A 25,461-nucleotide genomic window follows, 5' to 3' on the forward strand; every position below is an offset into this window, starting at 1 on the left:
CCGCCGGAGAGCTAGCTTTTGGCCGGCATGGATTCGGCTGAAGCGACCTGTACGGGCGCGGGTTCCTGCTGGTTCACGTGGGGTCGCATCACGGCGGGCGACTGCACGATGGACCAGGCGAAGTGGACCCTGAACCGCAACGGCAGCGCGACGTTCGAGGCGGTGATCGTCAGCAGCGACAGCAACGACGCGTGGCTGATGTGGCCGGTCGCGGTGGACAGCTCCGGTTTTGTGCTCGGCCCGATCGTGCACGGTGGTGACCCGAAGTTCGTGCGGGGCACCGTGAAGAACACGTGGACGTGGTGGTTCGACGCCGGGTTCTTCGACCGGATCAACAGCATGCGGCTGACGAGCCACTGCTGACGGGACCGGGGTGGGCGGCTCTTCGGGGCCGCCCACCCCGGGTTAGGCGGTGATGGCCTGTTCGCCGGTGACGATGTGGTCGACGAACCCGTAGGCGAGGGCTTCGTCGGCGTCGAACCAGCGGTCGCGGTCGGCGTCGGTGGTGATCCGTTCGACGCTCTGGCCGGTCTGGCGGGCGGTGATCTCGGCGATGCGGCGTTTCATCTTGCCGAACACCTCGGCCTGGATGGCGATGTCGGTGGCGGCGCCGCTGATGCCGGCGGAGGGCTGGTGCATGACGATGCGGGTGTTGGGGAGCAGGTAGCGCTTTCCGGGGGTGCCGGAGGAGAGCAGGAACTGGCCCATGGAGGCGACGAAGCCGAGGCCCCAGGTGGAGACGTCGGGTTTGACGAGCTGCATGGTGTCGTAGATGGCCATGCCCGCGGTAACCGAGCCGCCGGGTGAGTTGAGGTAGAAGGTGATGTCCTTCGCGGGGTCGTCGGCGGCCAGCAGGAGGAGCTGGGCGATGATCCGGTTGGCGGTCTCGTCGGTGACTTCGGAGCCGAGGAAGATGATGCGGTCGCGCAGGAGCTGTTCGTAGACCGAGTCGTTGAGGGTCTGGCCGGGTGCCTGCATGTCGGGTACGGCGAGAAGGGTCATGGGGCCGACCGTAGGGTGCTGGGGGTGTGGTGGTGATCGTCGTTCGCTGTGGGCGTGCGAGTTTCGCTTCGGGCGATCGCCGGGAAGGGGATGTGAATGCCGTCGGTCGAAGAGTTTCCGGTGCCGGGTACGGGTCCGTACGGGGTCGTGGCCGGGCCGGACGGGGCGTTGTGGTTCACGCTGGTCCACAGCGGACAGATCGGCCGGTTCGCGGCCGGGGAGGTGTCGGTGTACCAGCTGGCGCCGGAGACGACGGGGCCGACGGTGATCACGGCGGGTCCGGATGGTGCGTTGTGGTTCACGGAGTACCAGGGGAGCCGGATCGGGCGGATCACGACCGGTGGTGGGGTTTCGGCGTTCGAGGTGCCGACGCCGTACGGGATCACGGCGGGTCCCGATGGGGCGTTGTGGTTCACCGAGATCAACGCCGACCGGGTCGGCCGGATCACGGTGGACGGAGAGGTGACGGAGTTTCCGCTGCCGGTGTCGGGTGCGTTTCCGTCGATGATCACGACGGGTTCCGATGGGGCGTTGTGGTGCACGCTGAACCAGGCGAACGCGATCGGGCGGGTCACGACGGACGGCGAGGTTTCGGTGTATCCGGTGCCGACGGAGGCGGCGGCGCCGGTGGGGATCACGGCGGGGCCGGACGGGGCGTTGTGGTTCGTGGAGATCGGTGCCGGTCAGGTGGGCCGGATCGACGTCGATGGTGCCGTGACCGAGTTCCCGTTGCCGGACCGCGCTTCGCGGCCGCACGCGATCGTCGCGGGTGGGGACGGCGCGTTGTGGGTGACGTTGTGGGGTGCGAACCGGGTCGCGCGGGTGACGGTGGAGGGCGAGGTCACGGAGCTGGAGCTGCCGACGCCGGGGGCGGAGCCGCACGGGATCGCCGTGGGGCCGGACGGTGCGGTGTGGACGGCGCTGGAGGTCGGGAAGCTCGCGCGGATCCGGTACTGACATTGACGTGAAAAGGGGCCGCCGTCCTGAGTGGACGGCGGGCCCCTTTTTTCCCATCACGGCTCAGATGAGGCCGAGCTTCTGCACGGTGTCGCGTTCCTCGACGAGCTCGGCGACCGAGGCGTCGATGCGGGCGCGGGAGAAGTCGTCGATCTCGAGGCCCTGGACGATCTCGTACTTGCCGTTCTTGGCGGTGACGGGGAAGGACGAGATGATGCCTTCGGCGACGCCGTAGGAGCCGTCGGAGACGATGCCGGCGGAGGTCCAGTCGCCCTCGGGGGTGCCGTTGACCCAGGTGTAGACGTGGTCGATGGCGGCGGAGGCGGCCGAGGCGGCGGAGGAGAGGCCGCGGGCTTCGATGATGGCCGCGCCGCGCTTGGCGACGGTGGGGATGAAGTCGCTCTCGAGCCAGGCCTGGTCGACCTCGACGCTCTTGCCGCCGACTTCGGCGTGCTGGACCGAGGGGTACTGGGTGGCGGAGTGGTTGCCCCAGATGGCGAGCTTCTTGAGCTCGGTGACGGGGACGCCGAGCTTCTTGGAGAGCTGGGCGAGCGCGCGGTTGTGGTCGAGGCGGGTCATCGCGGTGAAGCGGTCGGCGGGCACGTCGGGGGCGTGCGAGCGGGCGATGAGGGCGTTGGTGTTGGCGGGGTTGCCGACGACGAGGACCTTGATGTCGTCGGCGGCGCCGGCGTTGATGGCCTCGCCCTGGGGCTTGAAGATGCCGCCGTTGGCTTCGAGGAGGTCGCCGCGCTCCATGCCCTTGCTGCGGGGGCGGGCGCCGACGAGGAGGGCGATGTTGGTGCCTTCGAAGGCCTGCTTGGGGTCGTCGAAGATGTCGGTGCCGGCCAGGAGCGGGAACGCGCCGTCGTCGAGCTCCATGGCGGTGCCCTCGGCCGCCTTGACCGCCTGCGGGATCTCCAGGAGCCGCAGCTTCACCGGGACGTCCTGGCCGAGGAGCTGACCGGACGCGATGCGGAAGAGCAGCGCGTAGCCGATCTGGCCGGCGGCGCCGGTGACGGTCACGTTGACAGGGGCTTGGGTCATTACGGTTCTCCAGCTTGAGACGACTTTGGCTAGTGCGTGTGAGCCTATCTCTCCTCGTGGTGGCCGGTCGGGTGCGTCCAGTCACTCTCGCTGGATCGATCAGGGTCCGGCCGGGTCGTCGGTGACGTTGGCGGCGAGTCGGTGGAGGAGGTCGGCGAGCTGGGCGGTTTCGGCGTCGGAGAGGCCTTTTCGCATGCGCTGGTCGTGGGCGATGGCGGCGGTGGCGAGGCGGTGGAAGAGGTGTTCGCCGGTTTCGGTGAGTTCGACGAGGTGGACGCGGCGGTTGGCGGGGTCGCGGCGGCGGGTGACGAGGCCGGTGGTTTCCATGCCGTTGAGGTGGTGGGTGAGGGTGGCGCCCTGGATGCCGACGGCGTCGGCGAGTTCGCGTTGGTTGGCGACGGGGCGGGTTTTGAGGGAGATGAGGATCTGCCAGATGGGCTGGGAGCCGCCGGCGGCGGCGAGGGCGTGGTCGAAGGCGCGGCCGGCGGTTTTGGCGGTGCGGGCGAGGACTACGCCGATGGGGGCGGTGGTGGGTGGTGGCACGGGGTGAACCGTACCGCAGAAGCAGAGTGATCTAAGCGTTTGACATCTAACGATTAGAGATCTAACGTTGTGCTCATCGAACGGAAGGGGAGCACGATGAGCACCGAAGAGCAGGTCCGCGAGTTCGGCCAGGTCTGGGCCACGGCCGAGGAGCGCGGCGACACCGCCGTGCTGGCCGGCCTGGTCGCCGACGGGTTCCGCCTGGTCGGGCCGCTGGGGTTCGTCCTGGACCGCGACCAGTGGCTGGCGCGCTACGGCGGCGGTGACCTGGTCACGGAGAAGCTGTCCTGGACCGACGTCGAGGTTCACGACTTCGGCGGCACGGCGGTCGCGATCGGCGTGCACGAGCAGGTCGCGAAGCACCAGGGGAACCCGGTGAACGGCCGGTTCCGCGCGACGCACGTGCTGGTCCGCGCCGACGGAGCGTGGCGGCTGGCCGGGATCCACCTGAGCCCGATCGGCGGTCCGCCGCCGTTCGCGCCGGCGCCGGGGCCGCACGATGAGCGTTGAACTGAATCACACCATCGTGTGTGTCGCCGACCGGGAGAAGTCGGCGGCGTTTCTGGCCGGGATCCTCGGCCTGGAGCCGGGCCCGGTCGACGGGCCGTTCGTGCCGGTCCGGCTCGCGAACGGCGTGACGCTGGACTACTTGCGCGTGGAGGCGGTCACCGGCCAGCACTACGCGTTCCTGGTCGGCGAGGACGACTTCGACGCGGCGATGGCGCGCATCGAAGCGGGTGGCGTCACGTACTGGGCGGACCCGTTCCACGAGCGGGCCGGCGAGGTCAGCAGCTTGAACGGCGGCCGCGGGGTCTACTTCGAGGATCCCGACGGCCACAACATGGAACTGCTCACGAGGGGGTAGTGGTGAAGCTGAGCATCGGGGTCACGGACTTCTCGTGGCCGGACAAGCTGACCGGCGAGCTCGCGGGGGTCGCCGAGGCGGCCGAGGACGCCGGGCTGGACACCCTCTGGGTCGCCGACCACCTGCTGCAGGCCGACCCGCACAGCACCCCGGACTCGGCGATGCTCGAGGCGTACACGACCCTGGGGTTCCTCGCCGCGCGGACCAGCCGGATCGCGCTGGGCACGATGGTGTCGGCGGTGACGTTCCGGCCGCCGGCGCTGCTGGTCAAGGCCGTCACGACGCTGGACGTCCTCTCCGGTGGGCGGGCGCGGTTCGGGATCGGCACCGGGCACCACGACGGGGAGGCGCGGGCGATGGGCCTGCCGTTCCCGCCGGTGGGTGAGCGGTTCGAGCGGATGGAGGAGACCATCCGGCTGGCGGTGCGGATGTGGGCGGGGGACACCTCGCCGTTCGAGGGCGCGCACTACCGGCTCGACCGTCCGATCGGGATCCCGCTGCCGGTGCGGCGGCCGCGGGTGCTGATCGGCGGCGCCGGGGAGCGGAAGACGCTGCGGCTCGTGGCCCGCTACGCGGACGCGTGCAACGTGTTCGACATCCCGGACGGCGGCAAGACGGTGCGCCACAAGCTGTCGGTGCTGCGGCGCCACTGCGACGAGGTGGGGCGGCCGTACGGGGAGATCGAGAAGACGATCAGCACGCGGTTGTCGCCGGGTGAGTCGGCGGAGTCGTTCGCGCGGCGGTGCGCGGAGTTCGCGGGCTGGGGGATCGAGCACGCGGTCGTGATCACGGCGGGTCCGTGGCCGGTGGCCGGGATCCGGACGCTGGGGCGGGCCGCGGCCTTACTGGACTGACCGGACGACGCGGGGGTGATCGTCGCGGCGGCCGGGCGGTCCGGCGGCACGAAATCGTTTTCCGGACGATTTATCCGTGCCCCGGTGAATGGGAAGAACGGAATTTGTCGGAATGTGAGCAATGCCGCGTGGTGGGACGACTACGGCGCGTTGCTCCGTTCAGCGGGGTTTGCTTCCATGATCCTTTCGCTACCATGGTCGCGCCCCCGTCCCCAATTCGCAGGTATTGGGAAGGATTCCGATGCTTTCTGCGGTCGTTGCTGCCGTCTTGGCGCTGTCCTCTGTGGTCACCCCCCATTCGTGGAACACTCCTCCGCCGCCCGACAAAATCGTCATCGACGTCGTGAACGCCAATGGCACCGGCTGCCCGGCCGGGACGTCGGCCGTGGCGGTTTCGCAGGACAACACGGCGTTCACCGTGACCTACAGCGCCTACACGGCACTGGTCGGGGTGGGCGCCGGTCCGCTGGACGCCAGGAAGAACTGCCAGATCGGCCTGCGGGTGCACGTCCCGCAGGGGTTCACCTACGGAATCGCGCAGGCCGACTACCGCGGATTCGCCCACCTGGAACGAGGCGCGACCGGCCTGGAAAGGGCCAACTACTATTTCCAGGGGAATTCGCCGACGGCGTACATCCAGCATCCGCTGGCGGGTGCGTTCGAGGACGACTGGCATTTCACGGATTCGACCGAGGTCGGCGCGATCGTGTTCAAGCCGTGTGGCGAGGAACGCAATCTGAACATCAACACGGAATTGCGGGCCGCGGCCGGGTCGTCGGATCCGAAGAAGACGACGAGCTACGTCACGATGGACTCGACCGACGGCAGCATCACGACGACGTACCACTTCGCGTGGTTGTCCTGTCCGTGACCGGGAAACGGTGAACCCGGGGCGGCGCGGCTCGGCAGCGCGCCGCCCCGGCGGTCATGGCTTGACCGCGGCCCGGGGGTCGGTCGCCTGGAGGCCGAAGACCCGGCCGAGGGAGACGAGGGCCTCGTCGAGGTGGCTGAGGCTGGAGAGGACGGCACGGGTTTCGGCCTGCTCGACGCGGTCGGAGACCGGGGTGCCGTCGTCGCGTACGAGCGTGCCGGGTGTGGGGCCACCCGGCGCTTCGAGCGTTTTGCGGACGACGTCGATGTTGGCCAGCAGCCGGCCGGTGAACTGGCGCAGGCGGTCGGCGTCGGCGCCGGCGAGCTGCCCGGGCTGGGCGCGGGCGGCGACGTGGCGGGCCCGGAAGGCGATGGTCTCCAGGGTGGTGAGCACGTGCCAGCCGTAGTCGCGGCGGGCGCTGCGCAGGTTGACCGGGTGGGTGAGCGGCTCGATGGTGGTCCGGACCTGTTCGACGGCCCGGTCGAGGTCGCGGGAGAGCTCGATGATGTTGACGTTCTCCTCGCCGGCGAGCAGGCCGCTGGTGTGCTCGAGGAACTCCGCCAGCTCGTCGAGGACCTCGGTGATGTCGTCGAGCATGACCGCGCGGGTGCGGACCGGGACGATGACGACCGCGGCGAGGATGCCCGCGGCGGCGCCGACCGCGGTTTCGGCGACGCGGATCCACAGCACTTCGAGGCTGAACGTGCCGAGCAGGCTGTAGAGCAGGCCGAGCATGCTGGTGACGAAGAACGCCATCACCACCTGGGAGATCCGCGCGCTGTAGACCATCCCGAACACGCAGACCAGGATCAGCGCGAGCGTGGCGGGGGTGCTGCCGCCGACGAGGAGGGCGAGCAGGACCCCGCCGACGATGCCGATCAGCGTGCCGCCGAGGCGGCGGACGCCCTTGACGAAGGTGGCGCCGGCGCTGGAGGCGCCGATGAACACCACGAACACCGTGAGCACCGCCCAGTACCAGCGCTGGTGGGAGACGAGCTCACCGCCGAGCACCGCGAGCCCGCCGCCGACGACGGCCTGGATGGCGCTGCGGGTCTGGTTGTCGTAGGCGAACTTCGCGGCCGGCTCGTCGTCCTCGGTGTCCTCTGTGTTCTCGATCGAGTCCGGAGTGGACTCCGGCGCCGCGGCGCGCTGGGCGCGGTCGTCGGCCAGGGCGAGCTCGGCCAGCGCCTTGCGGACGCCGTCACCGGGCGCGGCGTGTTCGTCGATGCGGCTGCCTTCGACGAGCATGCGGCTGTACTCGCCGGTCTGGCTGATCAGCGGCAGCTCACGCGGGTCGCGTTCCATCAGGGCGCGGAACCGCGCGAGCCGGGCGATGAGGTCGTCGCGGACGTCCGCGGTCAGCTCGTCGGAGCAGGTGCGCTGGACGGTGATCACCAGCCACTGCACGGCGAGCTCGACCTCGATGGCACGCCGGCGCAGAACGTCGGCGGCCCGCGCGTCGACGACGTCGGGGGCGGCGTCTTCGATGAGCAGGACACATTCGTGGAGACGGCTGGTCGCCGAGCGCAGCTGCTTGCGGGTGCGCTCGCCACCCCCGACGGCCAGGTGCGCCTCGGTGGCGCGGACGACGGCGGCGAGGCGGGCGCGGAAGGCCCGGCGCACCCGCAGGAACTCGGCCTCGGCGTTGTGCCGCAGCAGGACGAACCGGACGACGGCGTTGGCCAGCACCCCGACCCCGAGCGCCATCAGCAGCTGCGGGACCTGCCCGAGGTGGGCCTGCAGGAACATCGGGAAGAAGAACAGGAAGAAGCCGATCGAGCCGAGCGCGGTGCCGCGGGGGCCGAAGCGCTGGGCGTAGACGGCGACGAAGATCAGCAGGACGAACACGACGCTGTCCATCGGCGGCAGGGCCGAGCCGAGGCTGGCGACGGTGATCGACGCCGCGCCGGTGAGGAACGCCAGGCCGAGGGTGACGGCCTGGCCGCCGGGGGTGGCGTCGTTGACGGTGAACGCCGTCATCATCGCGGCGATGGCGCCGACGAGCATGACGGTGAGCGGCACGTGCGCGGGCAGCAGCGCGCCGACGGCGAGGACGATGCCGAGGACGGCGGAGCCGGCCAGCCGCAGCCGGACCAGGCCGGGGTCGGCCGCCGCGAGCCGGTCGAGGGCGGCGGTGCGGAAGCGGTTCATCGGGCGAGCAGCTCCCACTGGGCGAGGGTGGCGCGGCGGCCGCGGCTCGCGGTGACCCGCAGCCGGTAGTGGCGGTGCGCGGCCGGGGCGGCGAGCACGAACGGGCGGGTCTGGCGGCGCCAGCGGAACAGCTCGTCGTGGCGTTCGTCCAGGGTGGTCCACTCGGTGCCGTCGTCGGAGCCTTCGAGGAGCCACGCGCGGGGGTCGCCGCCGCGGTCGCCGGAGGTGAGCGTGTACATCGTGACTTCGCGGGGGTCGCCGTCGACGGTGAACTCGATCGCCGGGGTGGCGACGCGGAAGGTGACCTGGGTGCGGGTGGTGTCGTCGAAAAGCGCCTCGACGTTCTTGGCGTCCTCGCTGGTGGCGGTGCCGGTGAGGTCCGAGACCGGGTCGGGCTGTTCGGCGGGCGGCGGCGGAGCGCCCCACTCGCCCGGCTCGGTGCCGAGGTCGAAGACCAGCTCGGCGCCGCCGGCCAGCGTGGCGTGGGCGATGCTGGTGGCGTCGTGCGGCCGGCCGTCGACGGTGAGGCCGCGGACGTAGACGGTCTCGTCGGTGTTGCCGGGTGCGTGGACGATCAGCTTCTTGCCCTCGCCCAGGTGCACGGTCGCCTTCTCGAACAGCGGCGAGCCGATCGCGTAGCGGGGGCTGCCGACGGCCAGCGGGTAGAAACCCAGCGCGCTGAAGACGTACCACGCGGACATCTCGCCGTTGTCCTCGTCGCCGGGGTAGCCCTGGCCGATCTCGCTGCCGAGGTAGAGACGCCGCAGCACCTCACGCACGACCCGCTGGGCCTTCGCGGGCGCGCCGGCCAGGTTGTAGATGTACGGGATGTGGTGCGAGGGCTGGTTGGAGTGGCCGTACTGGCCCATGCGCACGTCGCGGGCTTCGGTCATCTCGTGGATCAGACCGCCGTACGCACCCGGCCGCTGACCGGTCTCCGGGGTCGCGAAGAACTCGTCGAGCTTCGCTTCGAGGCCCTCGTTGCCGCCGTGGAGCGCGGCGAGACCCGGGCCGTCGTGGGGTGCGGTGAAGGCGGTGTTCCAGGCGTTGGTCTCGACGAAGTCGCCGCCCCACGCGGCCGGGTCGTACCCCTCGGGGGCGAACTTGCGGCTGCCGTCGCGCTTGCGGCCCTGGAAGAAGCCGATCTTCGGGTCGAAATGGTGGACGTAGTGCTTCGCCCGCTCCCGGAAGTAGGCGGCATAGTCGGCGTACCTCCGCGCCCGCGGACCGTCGCTTTCCCGGGACAGCGCCTCGGACAAGTTGGCGAGACCGAAGTCGTTGACACAGCCTTCCAGCGCCCAGGAGAGTCCTTCGTGGACGGACGTCGGCGTGTACCCGAGGAAGAGCGACTCCGCCAGCCCCTTGCGGCCGACCGACCGGTGCGGCGGGGTCACGGTGGCGTTCTTCAGCCCGGCGTCGTAGGCGGCCTCGACGTCGAAGTCGCGGACGCCCTTGAGGTAGGCGTCGGCGAACGCGACGTCGGAGCTGGTGCCGGTCATCAGGTCCGCATACCCCGGTGACGACCACCGCGAGATCCAGCCGCCTTCGCGGTACTGCTGGACGAACCCGTCGATCATCCGGCCGCAGCGCGCCGGGTCCAGCAGCGCGTACGCGGGCCAGGTGGTCCGGTAGGTGTCCCAGAAGCCGTTGTTGACGTACATCTCGCCGTCGACGACCTTCGCCCCGGTGCGCCGCCGCGTGCTCGGCCACCGCCGCCGCACGACCGGGCTGGCGTGCCGGATCCCCTTCGGCGTGTTCTCGTGCGCGACGTTCGGGTAGAGGAACAGCCGGTAGAGGTTGGAGTAGAGCGTGGTCAGCTGGTCTTCGGTCGCGCCTTCCACCTCGACGCGGCCCAGCTGCTCCTGCCACAGCTCCCGCGCCTGGGCCCTTACCTGCTCGAACGTCGTCCCCTCGGGGATCTCCAGCTCCAGGTTCCGCTTCGCCTGCGCCAGGCTGATCAGCGACGTCGCGATCCGCAGCGTGACGTCCGGGCCGTCGAACTCGAAGTACCCCGCGGTGCGCCGCCACGGCCGGCGGATCTTCCTCCCACGGGTGGCCGGGGCGTCGGTCCTGGCGTAGACGAACATCCGGCGCGCGCCCGCCGACAGCCGGCTGCGGACCCAGGTGTGGCCGGTGACCACCCCGGTGTCGGCGTTGAGCCGCAGGCCGCCGCGGTTGCCGGCGTTGTCGAACAGCAGCCAGCCGTGCTTGTCCGGGAAGGTGCACCGCAGGATCGCCGCGTGCGACGTCGGCGCGAGGTCGGCGGTCACCCCGTTGGCGAACCGGACGCCGTAGTGGTGCGGCGAGTCCGTCTCGTCGTCGTGGGAGAACGCCAGCGCGCGCTTGCGGCGGTCCAGCTCCACCGGGCCGACCCCGGGCAGGACGTGGAAGGTGTGCCGGTCGCCCATCCACGGGCTCGGCTGGTGGCTCAGCGCCAGCGCCTGCAGCGCCGGGCGGTTCTCCACGTTGTTGTGGCGGTGGTAGGAGTAGATCCAGTTGGTGACCCGGGCGTCGGTGACCGGGGTCCAGAAGTTGAACCCGTGCGGCACCGCCGTGGCCGGGAAGTTGTTGCCCCGGGAGTAGTCGCTGCTGGAGTGCGAGCCGCGGGTGGTGCGGACGAAGTCGGCGGGCTCGCGCGGCGGCTCGGCGCGCTCCCCGATCCGGACGTCGTCGACCCAGCCGGTGATCTCGCCCCCCGGCGACGCGGTGCGCAGCACGACCCGGCTGATCCGGCGCCCGGCGAACACCCCCAGCGGGCGGCGCACCAGGTTCCACTGGTCCACCCACAGCGTCTTCGCCTCGCCCTGCTCTTCCGGGGTGAACCCGGCCGTGGCGCCGTCGGCGAACTCGACGTCGAGGCTCACCCAGGTGGCGTGGTAGGCCGGGATCTCCCCGTCGGCCTGCGGGAAGACCACATAGGACAGCTCGGTGCGGCCGGTGACGGGCACGTCCAGCTCGAACAGGACACCGCGCGGCCGCGCGTCGTAGCGCAGGGCCTTCGCCCCGGTGAAGCCGACGCCGGTCTTGGCCGTGGGGGAGCGGCCGGGGCCGCTGTCGACCCGCAGGGCCGGGTCCGCCGGCTGCGGGTCACCGGTTTCGAAGGAGGAGAAGAACACGGCGTCGGGCATGCGCTCACCGTATCCGCCGAACGGCGTAGCCCGCGGGATGACGTCAGGACGTCCAGGGCAGCGCGTCGCCGGCGCCGAGCCCGGCCGGGTCCGCCGGCAGGCGGACACCCTTGCGCAGCCACGACTCCTCGCGGTAGCGGCCGGTCTCGCGGTGCCACTGGTAGTCCCCGGCCAGCCAGTCCCGCAGGCCCTGCACGTGCCGCGCCACCGCGGCGGCCGTGGCCGGATCGGCCCGGCGCGCGGCGAGCAGCTCCGGCACCTCGATGCTGCCCAGCCGCTCGAACAGCTCGAGCCGGGCTTCCAGCAGCTCCCGGGTCCGCCGCATCGCGTCCGGCAGGCCGGTGCCGAGGAAGGCCGCGGTGACCACCACGCCGTTGGAGACGTCCTGCTCGTACTCGGTTTCGCGCCGGTAGGACACCAGGTCGTTGTGCAGGTCGACGACGTCGGCGAACGCCTCACCGAGCCGCCGCACCGGTGAGGTCTCCCGGAGGTCGACGGGGATCTCGATGCCGAGGACCAGCTCGTTGAGCTGCGCCGCCCACAGCGCCCCGCCCGCCCGGCGGCGCATGGCCAGGTAGTCGACCGGCTCGGGCACCCGCCCGGTCACCAGGTTCGCGACCTCCCACAACGCGTCGTCGAACAGGTTCGGCACCTGCGCCGCCAGCCGCTCGCACCAGGACGCTTCGGCCCGGGTGCGCCGCCACAGGTCCGCCAGGCCCCGCTCTGCCGGGTTGTCCGGCGCCCGCGCACCGGGCAGGCGCATCTCCCCGAGCCGGGTGAGGAACCGCCGCGCGCCCGGCAGGTCACGGGGCCGTTTGAAACGCTCCATGACGAGGTCGCCGAGATACCAGCTCCAGGTGTGCCAGCACGCGCACAGGTCCAGCCGCGCACCCCGGGCGTCCGGGTGCACCCGCGCGGTGAACAGCCCGAGGTCGAAGTCGGCGAGGTCCTGGGCGTCCCAGACCTCCGCCCACGGGTCGCCCGAGCCGAGCAGGCCGACCTCGCGGGCCCACGCCGCGGAGTGGGCCCGGGCGGCGTCGACGTCGGGACTGCACCGGGCGGGGTAGGGCGGCAGGAGCTGCATGGTCCCCGATCCTGGCGCGGGCGCCGCTGCCCCGGCATCCACCGCAGGCGTGACACGGCTACCCGAACGCGTGACGGCCGCCTACTGCCGGTGGGTGCTCGCCCCACGAACGCGGGAAGGCCCTCCCCGCCGCGGCGGGGAGGGCCTTCACCAGGGACCTACCGGACTAGATCTTCGCGCACTGCCCGGCGGCGGGGCCGCGGACGGTGTTCGGGAGGTCGTAGTCGGTCGGGGCGGGCGAGTTGGCCACGCACGCCAGCGGGCCGCCGACGCTGCTCGAGGTGAGCACCGCCCCGTGGTTGCCGGTCAGCGCGACCGGGCCGGCGACGTCGGTCAGCTCGATCGACGTCGTGCCGGTCGTGCCGGTGATCGCCACCGGGCCGCCCACCTTCGTGCGGTTGAGCACCACCTGGGCGGCGCCGGTCGCGGCGAGCGGGCCCTTGATCTGGCCGCCGCGCACGATCAGGCTCGCGCCCTTGCCCACGGTGACCGGGCCGGACACCGTCGCGTCCTGCAGGCACACCGTGCCGCTCGAGACGGTGAGCGGGCCGGAGGACGCGCCCGTGATCGTCTTCGTGCAGGTCGCGTCCGGCTGGCCCAGCAGCTCGAACTCGGCCAGCTGCGCCGGGGCGCCGGTGCTGGTCGCGGTCACTTCGAGCTTGTAGTAGGCGAAGTGCGCCGGGTTGGCCACCTTGAACGCGCGGGTCTGCTGCCGCCAGCTGAACGTCTGGTTCGTCTGCTGGTCGGCCACCGCCCACGTCTTGCCGTCGTAGGAGCCCTTCAGCGTCCAGCTCTTCGGGTCGCCCGCACCGGTCTGGGACGTCAGCGTGTAGTGGCTGACGGCCTCGTCGGTCGAGTTCAGCTGGTACTGCACGGCCCCGGTGACGGCGGCCTGGGTGCGCGAGGTGTTGTCGAGCAACGCACCCGCGTTCGAACCGTCCGAAGTGGACAGCGTGCCCTTGCCGGCGCCGGTCTCGTCGTGCAGCGGCGTCGGGACGGCGTCACCGGTGGTGATCGACGTCGGGGCGTCGTTCGGGCCGGTGCCCCACTTCGACGGGTTCGGGCCCATGTCGAAGTCGATCGTCCCGCCCTTGGCGATGACGTCCTGCGGCAGCGACGTGGAGGAGTACGCCTTGCCGTTGACCTTCACACCCTGGACGTAGACGTTCTTCGCGCTGTTCTTCGGCGCGTTGATCACCAGGTTCTTGCCACCGGCCAGGTGGATCGTCGCCTTCTTGAACAGCGGCGACCCGATCGCGTAGTTCGGGCTGCCCATCTGCAGCGGGTAGAAGCCCAGCGCGCTGAAGATGTACCACGCGGACATCTCGCCGTTGTCCTCGTCGCCCGCGTAACCCTGGCCGATCTCGGCGCCGTTGTAGAGCCGCGAGAGGGCCTCACGGACCTTCGCCTGCGTCTTCGCCGGCTGACCCGCGTAGTCGTACATGTAGAGCAGGTGGTGCGCCGGCTGGTTGGAGTGGCCGTACTGGCCCATCCGCACGTCCCGCGCCTCCCGCATCTCGTGGATCACGCCCCCGTAGGAACCCGGGTAGTTGGCGGTCTCCTGGTCGGCGAAGAACTGGTCCAGCTTGGTCGCCAGGCCCGCCTGGCCGCCGTAGAGGTTGGCCAGGCCCTTGCCGTCCTGCGGCACGGTGAACGCCATGCCCCAGCCGTCGGTCTCGGTGTAGTCCCCGCCCCACGACCGCGGGTCGTACTGGTCCTTGGTCTTGGTGAACTTGTCGTTCGCGTCCTTGCCCTGGAAGAACCCGGTGCTCGGGTCGAACAGGTTCACGTACTGCTGCGCGCGGCTGGTGAAGTACGTGTAGTTCTCCTGGTACTCCGCCTTGCGCGGGTCGTTCGGGGCCGCCTCGTCGGCCAGCTTCTTCGACAGGTTGGCGATGCCGAAGTCGTTGACGTAGCCCTCGATCGCCCACGAGAAGCCCTCGCTGGCGGTGTTGGGCGTGTAACCGAGGAAGATGCCCTGGTCCAGGCCCTTCCGGCCGACCGCCGAGTTCGGCGGGGTGACCGTGGCGTTCTTCACCGCCGCGTCGTAAGCCGACTTCACGTCGAAGTTGCGAACGCCCTTGAGGTAGGCGTCGGCGAACGCGACGTCGGAGCTCGTGCCGGTCATCAGGTCCGCGTAGCCGGGGGAGGACCAGCGCGCGATCCAGCCTCCGTCGCGGTACTGCTGCACGAACCCGTCGACCATCTTCCCGGCCATGTCCGGCGTGAGCAGCGAGTACGCCGGCCACGTCGTGCGGTAGGTGTCCCAGAAGCCGTTGTTGACGTACATCTGGCCGTCGACCACCTTCGACCCGGTCTGGGTCACGGTGTCGGCGCCGGTCTTCGGCGACACGGGGCTCGCGTACTTGTACGCGGGCTTGTCGGCGGTGCCGGTGTTCTCGAACTGCGAGTTCGGGTAGAGGAACAGCCGGTACAGGTTCGAGTAGAGCGTCGTGAGCTGGTCCTTCGACGCGCCCTCGACCTCGATCACCTTCAGCTGGTCGTCCCACGCCTTCTGTGCGGCGTCGCGCACGGTGTCGAACGTCGCGGCCGGCGCGATCTCCATCGCCAGGTTCTTCTTCGCCTGGTCGACGCTGATCAGCGACGTCGCGATCTTCATGTTCACCGTCTTGTCGGCGCCCGCGTCGAACCGCAGGTACCCGGTGACGTTGTCGCGGCCCTGACCGGTCAGCTTGCCCCCGGCGGTGACGGGCTTGTCGAACGTCGCGTAGACGAACATCCGGCCCGCACCGGCGTACACGTTGGTCTCGGTGTAGCCCGAGAGCGTGCCGGTGGCGGTGTCGAGCGTGAGCCCGGCCGAGTTGTTGACGCTGTCGAAGATCAGGCTCGAGTCCGCGCCCGGGAACGAGAACTTCATCATCGCCGCGTGGTCGGTCGGCGCGATCTCGGTCTTGATCCCGTTCTGGAACTGCACGCCGTAGTAGTGCGCCCGCGCGACCTCGTCGCTGTGCTTGAAGGCCAGCGCCCGCGCGTCGCGGTTGGCGTCGGGCACCCCGGCGGCCGCGGACGGCATCACCTGGAACGCCTGCCGGTCACCCATCCACGGGCTCGGCTCGTGGCTCACGCTGAACGCCTGCAGCTGCGGGAGGTTCTGCGCGTTGTTCTGGGTGCTGTAGTTGTAGAGCCAGCTGCCCGAGCCGGCGTCGGTGACCGGGGTCCAGAAGTTGAACCCGTGCGGCACCGCCGTGGCCGGGAAGTTGTTGCCCCGGGAGAAGGTGCTGTTGGCCATCGTGCCCCGCGTGGTGACCACGTTGTCGCTCGGGCGGGTGCTCGCCGGCGGCGTCGGGGTCGCCGACACCTTCACGTCGTCCAGCCAGCCCTGCAACGAGCCCGGGCCGTTCGGGTTGTCGTACCCGACCAGGATCCGGTCGATGGTCTTGCCGCCTGCGACCTGCCCGATCGCCGAGCGCACCAGGTTCCACTGGTTGGCGTAGAGCACCTTCGAGGCGCCCTGGCCCTCCGGGGTCAGCGGGAAGCCGTACTGGTCGGTCGCGCCGAGGTTGCGCAGGTACGTGCCGTCGGTGAAGGCCAGGTCGATCGCGACGTTCGTGCTCGGGTACTTCAGGTCGCCGGTGATGAACTGCGGCTGCACCTTGTACGACAGCTCGGTCGAGGCCACGACCGGCACGTTCACGTCGAAGATCTTGTTGTACGACCAGCCGTGCGCGGCGGTCTGCGTGCCGGAGTAGCGGAACGCCTTGAGCCCGGTGTAGCCGACGCGGTTCTTGCTCGTGTACCCGCTGGTCGGGCCGGAGTCGGTGAAGCTGCGCATGTTCGGCAGCGGCGGCGGCGCCGGGTCGTCGTTGGCCAGCAGCAGCTCCGAGAGCTGCAGGATCGGGCCGCCGTTGTTGGCCGTCACGTTCAGCCGGAAGTACTTGTACGCCGCGGTCGGCGCGGCCAGCTTGTAGTCCTTCTGCTGGAACCGGGCGCTGAACGCCTGCCCGGACTGCTTGTCCAGGTCGGTCCACGCGAGGGCGTCGTTCGAGCCCTGCAGCGTCCAGTCCTTGGGGTCGCGGTTGTCGAAGTCGTTGGCCGAGGACAGCGCGTAGTGCGTGATCGAGGTGGCCTCCGACAGCGAGATCTGCGCCCACGCCGTCGGGTCCCAGGACAGCCACTTCGTGTCCGTGGTGCCGTCGACGAGGTTCGACACGACCTCGCCGCCGTCGGTGTTCTCGCTGCTTGCGCTCGTTTCGGTGACCTTGCCGCGGATGTCACCGGGGATCGCGGTGCCGTTCGCGCCGTTCACCCCGGCCGCGCGCGGCTTGCCCGCGGCGTCGGTGTCGACCGTGTCGGTCCAGGTCGGCTGCGTGTCCCCGGGTTCGAACGAGGACGAAAAATCGGCGGGCAAGGCGTCTTCGGCGGCGGACGAGGCCGCGGGGAGGGCGACCAGGCCGGCGGCGACCACGGCGGCGGTCACCAAGAGAGCAACCGGCGGTCTGGCGCTTCGGGGCATCGTTGCTCCAAGCTCTGGAGGGTGAACTGGGGACCGACGGACGGGGGACCGACGGCGCCCAGGAAGCGAAACGCGCGGGTGACATCGATGTCAAGACCGGCCGCCAAACCTGGCCAGAACTGGACAACGGAGGTGAAGGCCCCCGATGAGAACCGTCCGGCTCCTCGTCGCCGTGGTTGTCCTCGGCCTCGCCGCCGGGTCCGCGCCCGCGGCCGTCACCGCCGCGACACCCGCCGCCGTTCGCCCGGTCACCACCTGCGCCGGCCTCGTGCGCGGCTACCCCCTGCCCGGCGCCGCCACGCACGTCACCTCGGCCGTCGTCACCGGCGCCGGCCCCGAGTACTGCGACGTCCAGGGGTACGTCGACCCCGCCGTCCGCTTCGACCTGCGCCTGCCCACCAAGTCCTACACCGGCCGCTACCTGCAGTACGGCTGCAGCAGCTTCTGCGGACTGGTCGCCCCGCCCGCCTTCGCCGACTGCGGCCTGCCCCACGGCGGGGACGTCGCGGTCGCGGCCACCGACGACGGCCACACCGGCCGCACCCCCGGCGTCACCGACGACGGCAGCTGGGGCGCGACCGACCAGGCCGCCCGAGACGACTTCGACTTCCGTGCCCCGCACGTCGTCTCCCGCGCCGCCAAGGCCGTCATCCAGGCGTTCTACGGCGCCCCGCCGGTCAAGTCCTACTTCACCGGCTGCTCCGACGGCGGCCGCGAGGGCCTGCTGCTGGCCCAGCGGTACCCGGCCGACTTCGACGGCATCACCGCCGGCGCGCCCTGGACCCCGCGGCTGGAGTTCCAGGCCTGGCTCGCCCGCGCCAACACCGCCGCCGACGGCCACCCGATCCTCACCGCCGCGAAGCTGCCCGCCCTGCACCACGCCGTCCTCGCCGCCTGCGACGGTCTCGACGGGCTCACCGACGGCCAGCTCGACGACCCCCGCGCCTGCCGCTTCGACCCGGCGACGCTGACCTGCCCGCCCGGCGCCGACACCCCCGCGTGCCTCACCCCGGCCCAGGTCGCCGCCACCCGCCGGCTCTACTCGCCGCCCACCGACACCGACGGCACCCTCCTCTACCCGGGCGGCGAGCAACCCGGGTCCGAGCTGGCCTGGGCGCGGTGGATCATCGGCGAACCCGACACCGGCGGAGTCCCCGTCGCGCGCAGCCTCGCCGACAACTACCTGCGCTACCTCGGCTACCCGATCGGCGCGCCGGCGTCCACCGTCGACAGCTTCGCCTTCACCCGCAGCGAGTTCGACCGGCTCACCCCGGCCGCCGTCCGCTCCAACGCGCTGAGCCTCGACCTCTCGGCGTTCCGGCAGCGCGGCGGCAAGCTCCTGCTCTGGCACGGCTGGGCCGACCAGGCGATCCCGCCGACCGGCACCGTCGACTACTACCAGCGGCTCACCGCCCGCTCCGGCGGCGCGGCCGCCACCCAGCAGTGGGCCCGGCTGTTCATGGTCCCCGCGCTCTACCACTGCGGCGGCGGCACCACGCTCACCGCGTTCGACCCGCTGCGCGAGCTGGTCGCCTGGGTGGAACACGGCACCGCGCCCCAGGTGGTGACCGCGACCGGCCGCGACGCCGCGGGAAACGTCACCCGGACCCGGCCGGTGTACCCGTACCCGCAGCGCGCGGTCTACAACGGTACTGGCAGCGTCGACGACGCCGCGAGCTTCCACCCCGCGCCGCCGGCCACCCCGGCCCACGACGTCTTCGACTGGGCGGGCGACGGGCTCTACGACACCCCGGGCCCCGTCGCGCGGTAAACCGGTCTCGCGCGGCCGCCGTCGTCGCTAAGGTCGGGATCATGCCGACGCCGGAGCCCGCCGACCGTGTCCTCGCCCGCGCCTCGCTTGCCGAAGGCAACCCGACCAGGTGGTTCGAGCAGCTCTACACCGCCGCCGCCCGCGGCGAAACCGACGTCCCGTGGACCCGCGGCAAGCCGAACGCCGCCCTCGCCGACTGGCTGCGTCCCGGCGAAGGCCGCCGCGCGCTGGTCGTCGGCAGCGCCCTCGGCGACGACGCCGAGCTGCTGTCCTCGGCGGGCTGGGCCGTGACGGCGTTCGACGTCGCCCCGACCGCGGTCGAGGCCACCAGGGCGCGCTTCCCGGAGTCCACAGTGGACTACGTGGTGGCGGACCTGCTGACGCCGCCGGGGGAGTGGCGGCAGACCTTCGACCTGGTCGTGGAGATCATCAACATCCAGGCGATGCCCCGCGACTTCCGCGCGGCCGCGATCACCTCGCTGGCCGGGTTCCTCGCCCCGGGCGGCACGATGCTGGTCTCCGAGGTGGCCGAGGAGAACATCGAACCCGCGCCGGGCCCGCCGTGGCCGTTCAGTCGCGCCGAGATCGAGTCCGTCGCCCAGGACGGCGTCCGGCTGCTCAGCCTGGAGACCATCCACGACGGACTCCGCTACTGGGCGACCTTCACCCGCTGACCCCGGCCCGGTGCCGGCCGGGCGTCGTGCCCACGACCGCGGTGAACGCCGTGATGAAGTGGCTCGGGTTCGCCCACCCGCAGGCGTGGGCGACATGAGTCGTGTCGTGGCCGTCGGCGAGCAGCACCAGCGCGTGGCCGACGCGCAGCTGCGTGCGCCACTCGTAGAAGGTCATGCCCAGCTCGTCGTGGAAGAGCCGGCTGAGCGTGCGGGCGCTGGCTCCGGCCGTCCGCCCCAGCTCGGCCAGCGCCGTGGTGTCGCCGGGGTTCTCGTAGAGCACCCTCGCGACGGCGCGCAGCCGGTCGTCGCGAGGGTCGGGCAGGTGCAGCGGCTGCTCACGGGCCTCCTGCAGCTGGTCGACCAAGACACGGCGAAGCCGGGCGCTCGCGGCTCGGCCGGGCTCGTCCGGACCGGTGAGGGTGAGCACGATCTCGCGCGCGAGGGCCGACGCGGTGAACACGGCCGGGTGATCCGGCACCAGCCGCGCGAGTGACGCGGGCAGGAACACGATCCGCATGTCGGTGTGGCCGTGCGCGCGGTGGTGGTGGGTGAACCCGGCCGGGGTCCAGGCGACCCGGTTGGCGGGCACGATCGACGTGCCGCGCCCGGTGTGCACCGACAGGACCCCGCGAGCCGCGTAGACCAGGTGCCCGCGCGAGTGGGAGTGCGCCGGGATCGTCTCGCCCGACGGCCACAGGTGCGCCCCGCCCGAGGGCCACAGCCGGGACTCCTGAGCAGCTTGGCGACCAATGGGCACAAGGTGGCATTCTACCGGTGGCCCGCCACCGGCCGGTCCGGCGATGGTGGACGCATGAGCGAAACGATGCGAGCGGCGGTCTGTGTCCGGGCGGGTGGCCCGGAGGTGCTGGAGATCCGGGAGCTGCCGGTGCCGGCGGTCCGCCCGGGCTGGAGCCTGGTGCGGATCGCGGGCGCGGGCCTGAACCGGTCGGAGCTGCGGACCCGCCAGGGGCACTCCCCGTCGGTGAAGTTCCCGCGGGTGCTCGGGATCGAATGTGTGGGTGTCGTGGCGGCCTCGACCGAGCCCCGGCTCCCGGAAGGCACCACCGTCGCGGCGGTGATGGGGGAGATGGGCCGGGCCTTCGACGGCGGATACGCCGAATACGCGCTGCTGCCGAACCCGCTGCTGATGTCGATCACCACCACCCTGCCCTGGGACACCGCGGCCGCCCTGCCCGAGACCTACCTGACCGCCCAAGGCGCCCTCGACGCACTGGGTGTCCACTCGGGACAGCGGCTGCTGGTCCGCGGCGGGACGTCCTCGGTCGGCATGGCCGCCGCGTCGATCGCGGCCGGTCACGGCGTCGAGACGGCCGCCACCACCCGGCGGCCCGGCAAAGCCGCCGCGCTGACCGCCGCCGGCGCCGGTCACGTGCTCGTCGAAGACGGGCAGCCACTCGCGGAAAAGGTGCACCGGCTCTGGCCCGGCGGCCCGGACCACGTGCTCGACCTGGTCGGCGCGGACACCGCCGTCGATTCGCTGCGCCTGGTCCGCCGTGGCGGCACGGTGTGCGTGGCGGGCTCGCTCAGCGGCTGGGTTGTCCCGGACTTCGAACCGATCGCGAAGATCCCGTCGGGCACCAAGCTCACGGCCTTCCACAGCGACGACCTCAAAGGCAGCGCGGGCGAAGCCGTGCTGCAGCGCGTCTTCCACGAAGTCGAGGCAGGCGTGTACCGGCCCAACCTCGACCGCGTCTTCGCCCTCGACGACATCGCCGAAGCCCACCACCACATGGAAACCGACCAGGCCGCCGGCAAGGTGGTCGTGGTGCCCTAACAGCTTTCGAGGAACCGGGACAGCACGCGGGTGCCGAAGTGCAGGCCCGCCACCGGCACCCGCTCGTCCACCCCGTGCGCCATCGCCCGGTACGGGAAGCCCTTCGGCAGCCACAGCGGCGCGAACCCGTAGTTGTCGATCCCCAGCTGGGCGAACGCCTTCGCGTCCGTGCCACCACCCAGGCAGTACGGCACCACCACGGCTTCGGGATCCTCCGCCCGCAGCGCGGCGGCCATCGAGTCGAACCACGGCGAGTCCACCGGCGCCTGCACCGGCGGCTGGTGCGCGACGAACTCCCGCGTCACGTCCTCACCGAGCAACCCGTCCAGCGTCGCGAACAGCTCCTCTTCGGTGCCCGGCAGCACCCGGACGTCCACCTGCGCGGTCGCCGTCGACGGGATCACGTTCACCTTGTACCCCGCGTCGAGCATCGTCGGGGTGGTGCTGGTGCGGACCGTCGGCACCACGAGCGAGCCCGCCGGGCCCAGCGCGGCGACCGTGCCGTCCACATCGGACAGATCGACCGGCACACCCAGCGCTGCGCCGGTCCGCTCCAGGAACGCCTGCACCGCCGGCGTCAGCGAGACCGGCCAGCGGTGCGCGGCGATCCGGTGCAGCGCGCCCACGAGCCGGGTGACGGCGTTCTCGTTGTTGGGCCGCGAACCGTGACCGGCGCGGCCCCGCGCGGTCAGCCGCAGGTGCGCCGTCCCGCGCTCGGCCGTCCCGACCGGGTACAGGTGCACGTCCCGCCCGTCCGCCGCCGGCACGTGGTAGGTGTAGCCGCCCGACTCGCTGATCGCCGCCGCGCAGTCTTCGAACAGCTCCGGGTGCTCGGCGACCAGCCAGTGCGCGCCCCACTCGCCGCGGTCCTCCTCGTCGGCGACGAACGCCAGCACGAGGTCACGCCGGGGCCGCACCCCGCCGGCGAGGGCGGCCAGCACCATCGCGACGAAGTCCTTCATGTCGGTCGCGCCGCGGCCCCACAGGCAGCCGTCGTGGACCTCGCCGGCGAACGGCGGCACCGACCAGTCCGCGGCGTCCGCCGGGACGACGTCGAGGTGCCCCTGCACCAGCAGCGCCGGCAGCGAAGGATCGGCGCCGGGCACCCGGGCGATCACGCTGGCCCGGCCGGGCGCGGCTTCGAAGATCTCCGACGCGATGCCGAGCGAGTCCAGGAACGCCGCCACGTACTCCGCGGCCGGGCGTTCGGGCTCGGCGTCGTTCCCGCCGCGGTTGGTGGTGTCGAACCGGATCAGGTCCGCGCACAGCCCGACGACGTCGACGTCAGCCATAGATGCCCTGCACCGCCCCCGCCGCGATCGCCGTGACGACCTTGAACGCCTTCATCGCCTCGGTCATGTCCACCGCGTCGAACCCGACCCGGCGGGTGCCGATCTGCTCCACCGTCGGGATCACCGCCGTGGCCTGCGCGAGGTGGCTGGCGTCGAACTCCACCTCGATCCGGTGCGGCCCGACCTGCCGTTCTTCCCGCCCGGCGCGGGTCATCGCGTCGGCCGCCGCGCCGGTCAGCAGGTCCGCCGTGCGCGCGGGTGGCAGGCAGATCGCCGCGTACCGGCTCACGCACTCCTTCACCTGGACCAGCTCCGCTTCCGGTGCGTAGTCGCGGGCGTCGTCACACGTTTTGTCGTCACCCGAAACGAGCAGGACGGGGACGCCGTACTCCGCGGCCATCGCCGCGTTCAGCCGGCCTTCGCTCGCCGGGACGTCGTCCAGCCACACCCCGGTGATCTGGTTCTCCAGGTACGTGTGGGAAAGGACGCCGTCGAACCCGGCGCCCGCGTGGTAGCCGAGGAACACCACACCGTCCACACCGGAGTCGATCCCCTGCATCATCGACAACGGCTTGTGCCGCCCGGTCAGCATCCGCGCCCGCGGGTCGAGCTCCTCCAGCAGCAGGTTCCGCTGCGAGGAATGCGCTTCGTTGACCAGCACGTCACCGGCCCCGGCCTCGAACAGCCCGGCCAGCACGGCGTTGACGTCGCCGGTGAACAGCCGCCGGAAGCGGTCCCACTGCGGCGAACCGGGCACGACGTCGTCGGTCCACGTGACGCCGGTGGCGCCCTCCATGTCCGCCGAGATCAGGATGCGCATGCCCGGCACTCTAGCCACGCCGCCCGGGCCCCGGCCGGGACGGCGGCGATCACGGTGCGTCACCGGTCTCGATCGATAACGATCGGACACCTGCCGAGGTGGCGACATATTGCGCGGTTGTCCGGGTATGTGGTTACTTCTCGTCCTTGGGGAGGCTCACAGCGAGAACGATGGGGTGGTTTTTGGTGCATTTCCAACGCAGAATCGGGCGGTTCGGCCGCGTGGGCGCGGTCGTCGCGGCCGCGACGCTGGCGGCGATCCCGCTCGCCGTCCCCGCCCAGGCCCAGCAGGGCAAGGTGCTGCGGGTCGCGCTGACCACCGGCATCGACCACCTGAACCCGTTCACCGCCGTGCTCGCCGCCTCCACCCAGGTCGGCCGCTTCGTCTACGAGTTCCTCACCATCCCGGACGCGGCGAAGGCCGAGGCCTCGCCCGCCCTCGCCGAGTCCTGGACGCCGTCACCCGACAAGCTGACGTGGACGTTCAAGATCCGCAGCGGCGTCAAGTGGAGCGACGGGCAGCCGGTGACCGCCAAGGACGCGGCGTTCACCTTCAACCGCATGCTCACCGACGAGAACGCCCGCACCGCCAACGGCAACTACGTGGGCAACTTCGAGACGGTCACCGCGCCCGACGACACCACCCTCGTCATCAAGACCAAGACCGTGCAGGTCAACATGAACCTGCTCGACGTGCCGATCGTGCCCCAGCACGTCTGGGAAGGGCTCACCGACCTCAAGGCCCCCGGCACCGACGACCTCAAGGTCGTGGGCGTCTCCGACGGCCCCTACCAGGTCACCGAGTACAAGCAGAACGAGTACGTCAAGCTCAAGGCCAACAAGGACTACTGGCGCGGCGCGCCGAAGGTCGACGAGCTGCAGCTGCTGCAGTTCAAGGACACCGAGGCCGCGGTCAACGCGCTCAAGCAGGGCGAAGTCGACGTCATCAACCGGCTCAACCCCAACCAGTACGCCGCGCTGCAGGGCCAGGACGGCATCACCACCAACGCCGCCCCCGGCCGCCGCTACGACGAGCTCTCGATCAACTTCGGCGTCACCGACAGCTCCAACAACCCCATCGGTGACGGCAACCCGGTCCTCAAGGACCTCAACGTCCGCAAGGCGATCACCCAGGCCGTCGACACCCAGGCGCTGGTGGACAAGGTGCTCAAGGGCCTCGGCCAGGTCGGCGGCGGGGTCGTCCCGCCCATCTACAGCGCCTACCACTGGGACCCGAGCGACACCGAGAAGGTCAAGTTCGACCTCGCCGCCGCGAACGCCACGCTCGAGCAGGCCGGTTACAAGAAGGGCCCCGACGGCGTCCGCACCGCCCCCGGCGGCGCGAAGCTGGAGCTGCGCCTGACCGGGCACTCCAACCGCAGCTACGACCAGGGTGTCGCCCAGTACGTCACCGGCTGGCTCAAGGACGTCGGCATCACCGTCAAGCAGGACCTCGTCTCCGACGACGAGCTGTCCGACCGCACCCAGACCGGCAAGTACGACCTGGCCATCGGCGGCTACGGCACCAGCCCCGACCCGGACTACGCCCTGTCGCTGCACACCTGCGCCGCGCGGCCCAGCGCCGACGGCAAGGGCGGCAGCACCGACACCTTCTTCTGCGACGCCCAGTACGACGACCTCTACCACAAGCAGCTCACCGAAACCGACAACACGAAGCGCGCGGACTACGTCAAGCAGGCCCAAGCCCGGCTCTACAGCCAGTACCCGACGATCGTGCTGGACTACCAGAACACGCTCGAGGCCTACCGCTCCGACAAGTTCTCCGCCTTCACCACCCAGCCCCAGCCCAAGGGCGCGATCCTCGAGCAGTCCGGCTACTGGGGCGTCTACGGCGCCACCCCCGCCGACACCGAAGCGGCCGCGGACTCCGGGTCCGGCAGCACCGTGCTGTGGATCGTCATCGGCGCGGTCGTGGTGGTGGTCCTCGTCGCCGGCGGCGTGGTGCTCAGCCGCCGCGGCAAGACGGCGGAAGATCGCGAGTAGCAGCACATGACCATGCCCGACCAGGCCGCGGTGCTCGTCGACGACCCGTCCGGGATGGCCGGGGCGAAGTTCAGCGCCAGGGAGAACTCGTGGCCCGGCCGCGCCTGCTCGGTCAGCGCGCGTGTCGCCAGGC

At 71.2% G+C, this 25,461-nt stretch carries 20 protein-coding genes; 10 read left to right on the forward strand and 10 right to left on the reverse strand.

All coding sequences use genetic code 11. The annotated features are described in order from the left end of the window. The first annotated feature begins 27 nt into the window (after positions 1-27). Entirely contained in the window at positions 28-363 is a 336-nt protein-coding gene (locus ACZ63E_RS35670; protein ID WP_465340647.1) for a DUF6294 family protein, read from the forward strand. Positions 364-405: 42 nt separating this feature from the next. Here ACZ63E_RS35670 and ACZ63E_RS35675 read toward each other — a convergent pair whose 3' ends face one another. Beyond that, on the reverse strand, positions 406-1,002 hold the full coding sequence (locus ACZ63E_RS35675; RefSeq protein ID WP_465304836.1) for a ClpP family protease: 597 nt from the start codon (positions 1,000-1,002) through the stop codon (positions 406-408). Between the two features lie 96 nt (positions 1,003-1,098). On the opposite strand from ACZ63E_RS35675, the gene ACZ63E_RS35680 reads away from it, so the two are divergent. Next, positions 1,099-1,959 (forward strand): Vgb family protein, encoded by an 861-nt coding sequence (locus ACZ63E_RS35680; protein WP_465340648.1) that lies wholly within the window; start codon positions 1,099-1,101, stop codon positions 1,957-1,959. Between the two features lie 63 nt (positions 1,960-2,022). Here ACZ63E_RS35680 and ACZ63E_RS35685 read toward each other — a convergent pair whose 3' ends face one another. After that, the gene (locus ACZ63E_RS35685) at positions 2,023-3,003 is read right to left on the reverse strand and encodes a malate dehydrogenase (protein WP_465340649.1); all 981 of its coding nucleotides are present in this window, start codon (positions 3,001-3,003) and stop codon (positions 2,023-2,025) included. Positions 3,004-3,102: 99 nt separating this feature from the next. Next, a complete protein-coding gene (locus ACZ63E_RS35690; protein WP_465340650.1) occupies positions 3,103-3,546 on the reverse strand; it encodes a MarR family winged helix-turn-helix transcriptional regulator in 444 nt (147 codons plus the stop codon). A 96-nt stretch (positions 3,547-3,642) separates the two neighbouring features. On the opposite strand from ACZ63E_RS35690, the gene ACZ63E_RS35695 reads away from it, so the two are divergent. The 4 genes from ACZ63E_RS35695 (at position 3,643) to ACZ63E_RS35710 (ending at position 6,136) form a co-directional block, all read left to right on the forward strand. Next, positions 3,643-4,056, forward strand: a complete 414-nt coding sequence (locus tag ACZ63E_RS35695; protein ID WP_465340651.1) for a nuclear transport factor 2 family protein — start codon at positions 3,643-3,645, stop codon at positions 4,054-4,056. Then, entirely contained in the window at positions 4,046-4,411 is a 366-nt protein-coding gene (locus tag ACZ63E_RS35700; RefSeq protein WP_465340652.1) for a VOC family protein, read from the forward strand. Before ACZ63E_RS35695 ends, ACZ63E_RS35700 begins: the two co-directional genes overlap by 11 nt. A gap of 2 nt (positions 4,412-4,413) precedes the next feature. Further along, a complete protein-coding gene (locus tag ACZ63E_RS35705; RefSeq protein ID WP_465340653.1) occupies positions 4,414-5,265 on the forward strand; it encodes a TIGR03560 family F420-dependent LLM class oxidoreductase in 852 nt (283 codons plus the stop codon). Between the two features lie 241 nt (positions 5,266-5,506). Continuing rightward, positions 5,507-6,136 (forward strand): DUF4360 domain-containing protein, encoded by a 630-nt coding sequence (locus ACZ63E_RS35710; RefSeq protein ID WP_465340654.1) that lies wholly within the window; start codon positions 5,507-5,509, stop codon positions 6,134-6,136. Between the two features lie 54 nt (positions 6,137-6,190). Here the strand turns inward: ACZ63E_RS35710 and ACZ63E_RS35715 are convergent, their stop codons facing one another. The 4 genes from ACZ63E_RS35715 to ACZ63E_RS35730 all read right to left on the reverse strand — a co-directional run bounded on the left by ACZ63E_RS35715 (position 6,191) and on the right by ACZ63E_RS35730 (position 16,973). After that, positions 6,191-8,287 carry an FUSC family protein gene (locus ACZ63E_RS35715; RefSeq protein WP_465340655.1) on the reverse strand — a complete coding sequence of 699 codons (2,097 nt, stop codon included), beginning with the start codon at positions 8,285-8,287 and terminating at the stop codon, positions 6,191-6,193. Then, positions 8,284-11,415, reverse strand: a complete 3,132-nt coding sequence (locus ACZ63E_RS35720; RefSeq protein WP_465340656.1) for a GH92 family glycosyl hydrolase — start codon at positions 11,413-11,415, stop codon at positions 8,284-8,286. Before ACZ63E_RS35720 ends, ACZ63E_RS35715 begins: the two co-directional genes overlap by 4 nt. Before the next feature lie 43 nt (positions 11,416-11,458). Next, positions 11,459-12,499 carry a terpene synthase family protein gene (locus ACZ63E_RS35725; protein WP_465340657.1) on the reverse strand — a complete coding sequence of 347 codons (1,041 nt, stop codon included), beginning with the start codon at positions 12,497-12,499 and terminating at the stop codon, positions 11,459-11,461. 166 nt (positions 12,500-12,665) lie between these two features. Continuing rightward, complete coding sequence (locus tag ACZ63E_RS35730; RefSeq protein ID WP_465340658.1) at positions 12,666-16,973, reverse strand: GH92 family glycosyl hydrolase; 4,308 nt, start codon at positions 16,971-16,973, stop codon at positions 12,666-12,668. A gap of 145 nt (positions 16,974-17,118) precedes the next feature. On the opposite strand from ACZ63E_RS35730, the gene ACZ63E_RS35735 reads away from it, so the two are divergent. After that, complete coding sequence (locus ACZ63E_RS35735; protein ID WP_465340659.1) at positions 17,119-18,744, forward strand: tannase/feruloyl esterase family alpha/beta hydrolase; 1,626 nt, start codon at positions 17,119-17,121, stop codon at positions 18,742-18,744. Positions 18,745-18,785: 41 nt separating this feature from the next. Further along, positions 18,786-19,418 carry a class I SAM-dependent methyltransferase gene (locus ACZ63E_RS35740; RefSeq protein WP_465340660.1) on the forward strand — a complete coding sequence of 211 codons (633 nt, stop codon included), beginning with the start codon at positions 18,786-18,788 and terminating at the stop codon, positions 19,416-19,418. On the opposite strand, the gene ACZ63E_RS35745 is transcribed toward ACZ63E_RS35740, so the two are convergent. Further along, positions 19,408-20,175: an AraC family transcriptional regulator gene (locus ACZ63E_RS35745; protein ID WP_465340661.1), complete on the reverse strand. Its 768-nt coding sequence runs from the start codon at positions 20,173-20,175 to the stop codon at positions 19,408-19,410. The two genes, ACZ63E_RS35740 and ACZ63E_RS35745, sit on opposite strands and share 11 nt — an antisense overlap. A gap of 54 nt (positions 20,176-20,229) precedes the next feature. On the opposite strand from ACZ63E_RS35745, the gene ACZ63E_RS35750 reads away from it, so the two are divergent. After that, positions 20,230-21,213, forward strand: a complete 984-nt coding sequence (locus ACZ63E_RS35750) for a zinc-binding dehydrogenase (RefSeq protein ID WP_465340662.1) — start codon at positions 20,230-20,232, stop codon at positions 21,211-21,213. On the opposite strand, the gene ACZ63E_RS35755 is transcribed toward ACZ63E_RS35750, so the two are convergent. Together ACZ63E_RS35755 and ACZ63E_RS35760 are read right to left on the reverse strand one after the other, a co-directional pair. Then, a complete protein-coding gene (locus ACZ63E_RS35755; RefSeq protein WP_465340663.1) occupies positions 21,210-22,505 on the reverse strand; it encodes a M20/M25/M40 family metallo-hydrolase in 1,296 nt (431 codons plus the stop codon). The genes ACZ63E_RS35750 and ACZ63E_RS35755 overlap by 4 nt on opposite strands. Beyond that, a complete protein-coding gene (locus ACZ63E_RS35760) occupies positions 22,498-23,325 on the reverse strand; it encodes a M55 family metallopeptidase (protein WP_465340664.1) in 828 nt (275 codons plus the stop codon). The genes ACZ63E_RS35755 and ACZ63E_RS35760 overlap by 8 nt, the downstream gene beginning before the upstream one ends. 170 nt (positions 23,326-23,495) lie before the next feature. Here ACZ63E_RS35760 and ACZ63E_RS35765 point away from each other — a divergent pair, with 170 nt between their 5' ends. Then, positions 23,496-25,328, forward strand: a complete 1,833-nt coding sequence (locus ACZ63E_RS35765; protein WP_465340665.1) for an ABC transporter substrate-binding protein — start codon at positions 23,496-23,498, stop codon at positions 25,326-25,328. Positions 25,329-25,461: the final 133 nt, after the last annotated feature.

It is taken from the genome of Amycolatopsis sp. NPDC104819 (assembly GCF_055583145.1).

What these genes read in the sequence shown, in the direction of transcription:
- ACZ63E_RS35670 (WP_465340647.1), top strand. Translation starts at nt 28, where the DNA reads ATGGATTCGGCTGAAGCGACCTGTACGGGCGCGGGTTCCTGCTGGTTC.
- ACZ63E_RS35675 (WP_465304836.1), bottom strand. Translation starts at nt 1,002, where the DNA reads ATGACCCTTCTCGCCGTACCCGACATGCAGGCACCCGGCCAGACCCTC.
- ACZ63E_RS35680 (WP_465340648.1), top strand. Translation starts at nt 1,099, where the DNA reads ATGCCGTCGGTCGAAGAGTTTCCGGTGCCGGGTACGGGTCCGTACGGG.
- ACZ63E_RS35685 (WP_465340649.1), bottom strand. Translation starts at nt 3,003, where the DNA reads ATGACCCAAGCCCCTGTCAACGTGACCGTCACCGGCGCCGCCGGCCAG.
- ACZ63E_RS35695 (WP_465340651.1), top strand. Translation starts at nt 3,643, where the DNA reads ATGAGCACCGAAGAGCAGGTCCGCGAGTTCGGCCAGGTCTGGGCCACG.
- ACZ63E_RS35700 (WP_465340652.1), top strand. Translation starts at nt 4,046, where the DNA reads ATGAGCGTTGAACTGAATCACACCATCGTGTGTGTCGCCGACCGGGAG.
- ACZ63E_RS35710 (WP_465340654.1), top strand. Translation starts at nt 5,507, where the DNA reads ATGCTTTCTGCGGTCGTTGCTGCCGTCTTGGCGCTGTCCTCTGTGGTC.
- ACZ63E_RS35715 (WP_465340655.1), bottom strand. Translation starts at nt 8,287, where the DNA reads ATGAACCGCTTCCGCACCGCCGCCCTCGACCGGCTCGCGGCGGCCGAC.
- ACZ63E_RS35720 (WP_465340656.1), bottom strand. Translation starts at nt 11,415, where the DNA reads ATGCCCGACGCCGTGTTCTTCTCCTCCTTCGAAACCGGTGACCCGCAG.
- ACZ63E_RS35725 (WP_465340657.1), bottom strand. Translation starts at nt 12,499, where the DNA reads ATGCAGCTCCTGCCGCCCTACCCCGCCCGGTGCAGTCCCGACGTCGAC.
- ACZ63E_RS35730 (WP_465340658.1), bottom strand. Translation starts at nt 16,973, where the DNA reads ATGCCCCGAAGCGCCAGACCGCCGGTTGCTCTCTTGGTGACCGCCGCC.
- ACZ63E_RS35735 (WP_465340659.1), top strand. Translation starts at nt 17,119, where the DNA reads ATGAGAACCGTCCGGCTCCTCGTCGCCGTGGTTGTCCTCGGCCTCGCC.
- ACZ63E_RS35740 (WP_465340660.1), top strand. Translation starts at nt 18,786, where the DNA reads ATGCCGACGCCGGAGCCCGCCGACCGTGTCCTCGCCCGCGCCTCGCTT.
- ACZ63E_RS35750 (WP_465340662.1), top strand. Translation starts at nt 20,230, where the DNA reads ATGAGCGAAACGATGCGAGCGGCGGTCTGTGTCCGGGCGGGTGGCCCG.
- ACZ63E_RS35755 (WP_465340663.1), bottom strand. Translation starts at nt 22,505, where the DNA reads ATGGCTGACGTCGACGTCGTCGGGCTGTGCGCGGACCTGATCCGGTTC.
- ACZ63E_RS35760 (WP_465340664.1), bottom strand. Translation starts at nt 23,325, where the DNA reads ATGCGCATCCTGATCTCGGCGGACATGGAGGGCGCCACCGGCGTCACG.
- ACZ63E_RS35765 (WP_465340665.1), top strand. Translation starts at nt 23,496, where the DNA reads ATGGGGTGGTTTTTGGTGCATTTCCAACGCAGAATCGGGCGGTTCGGC.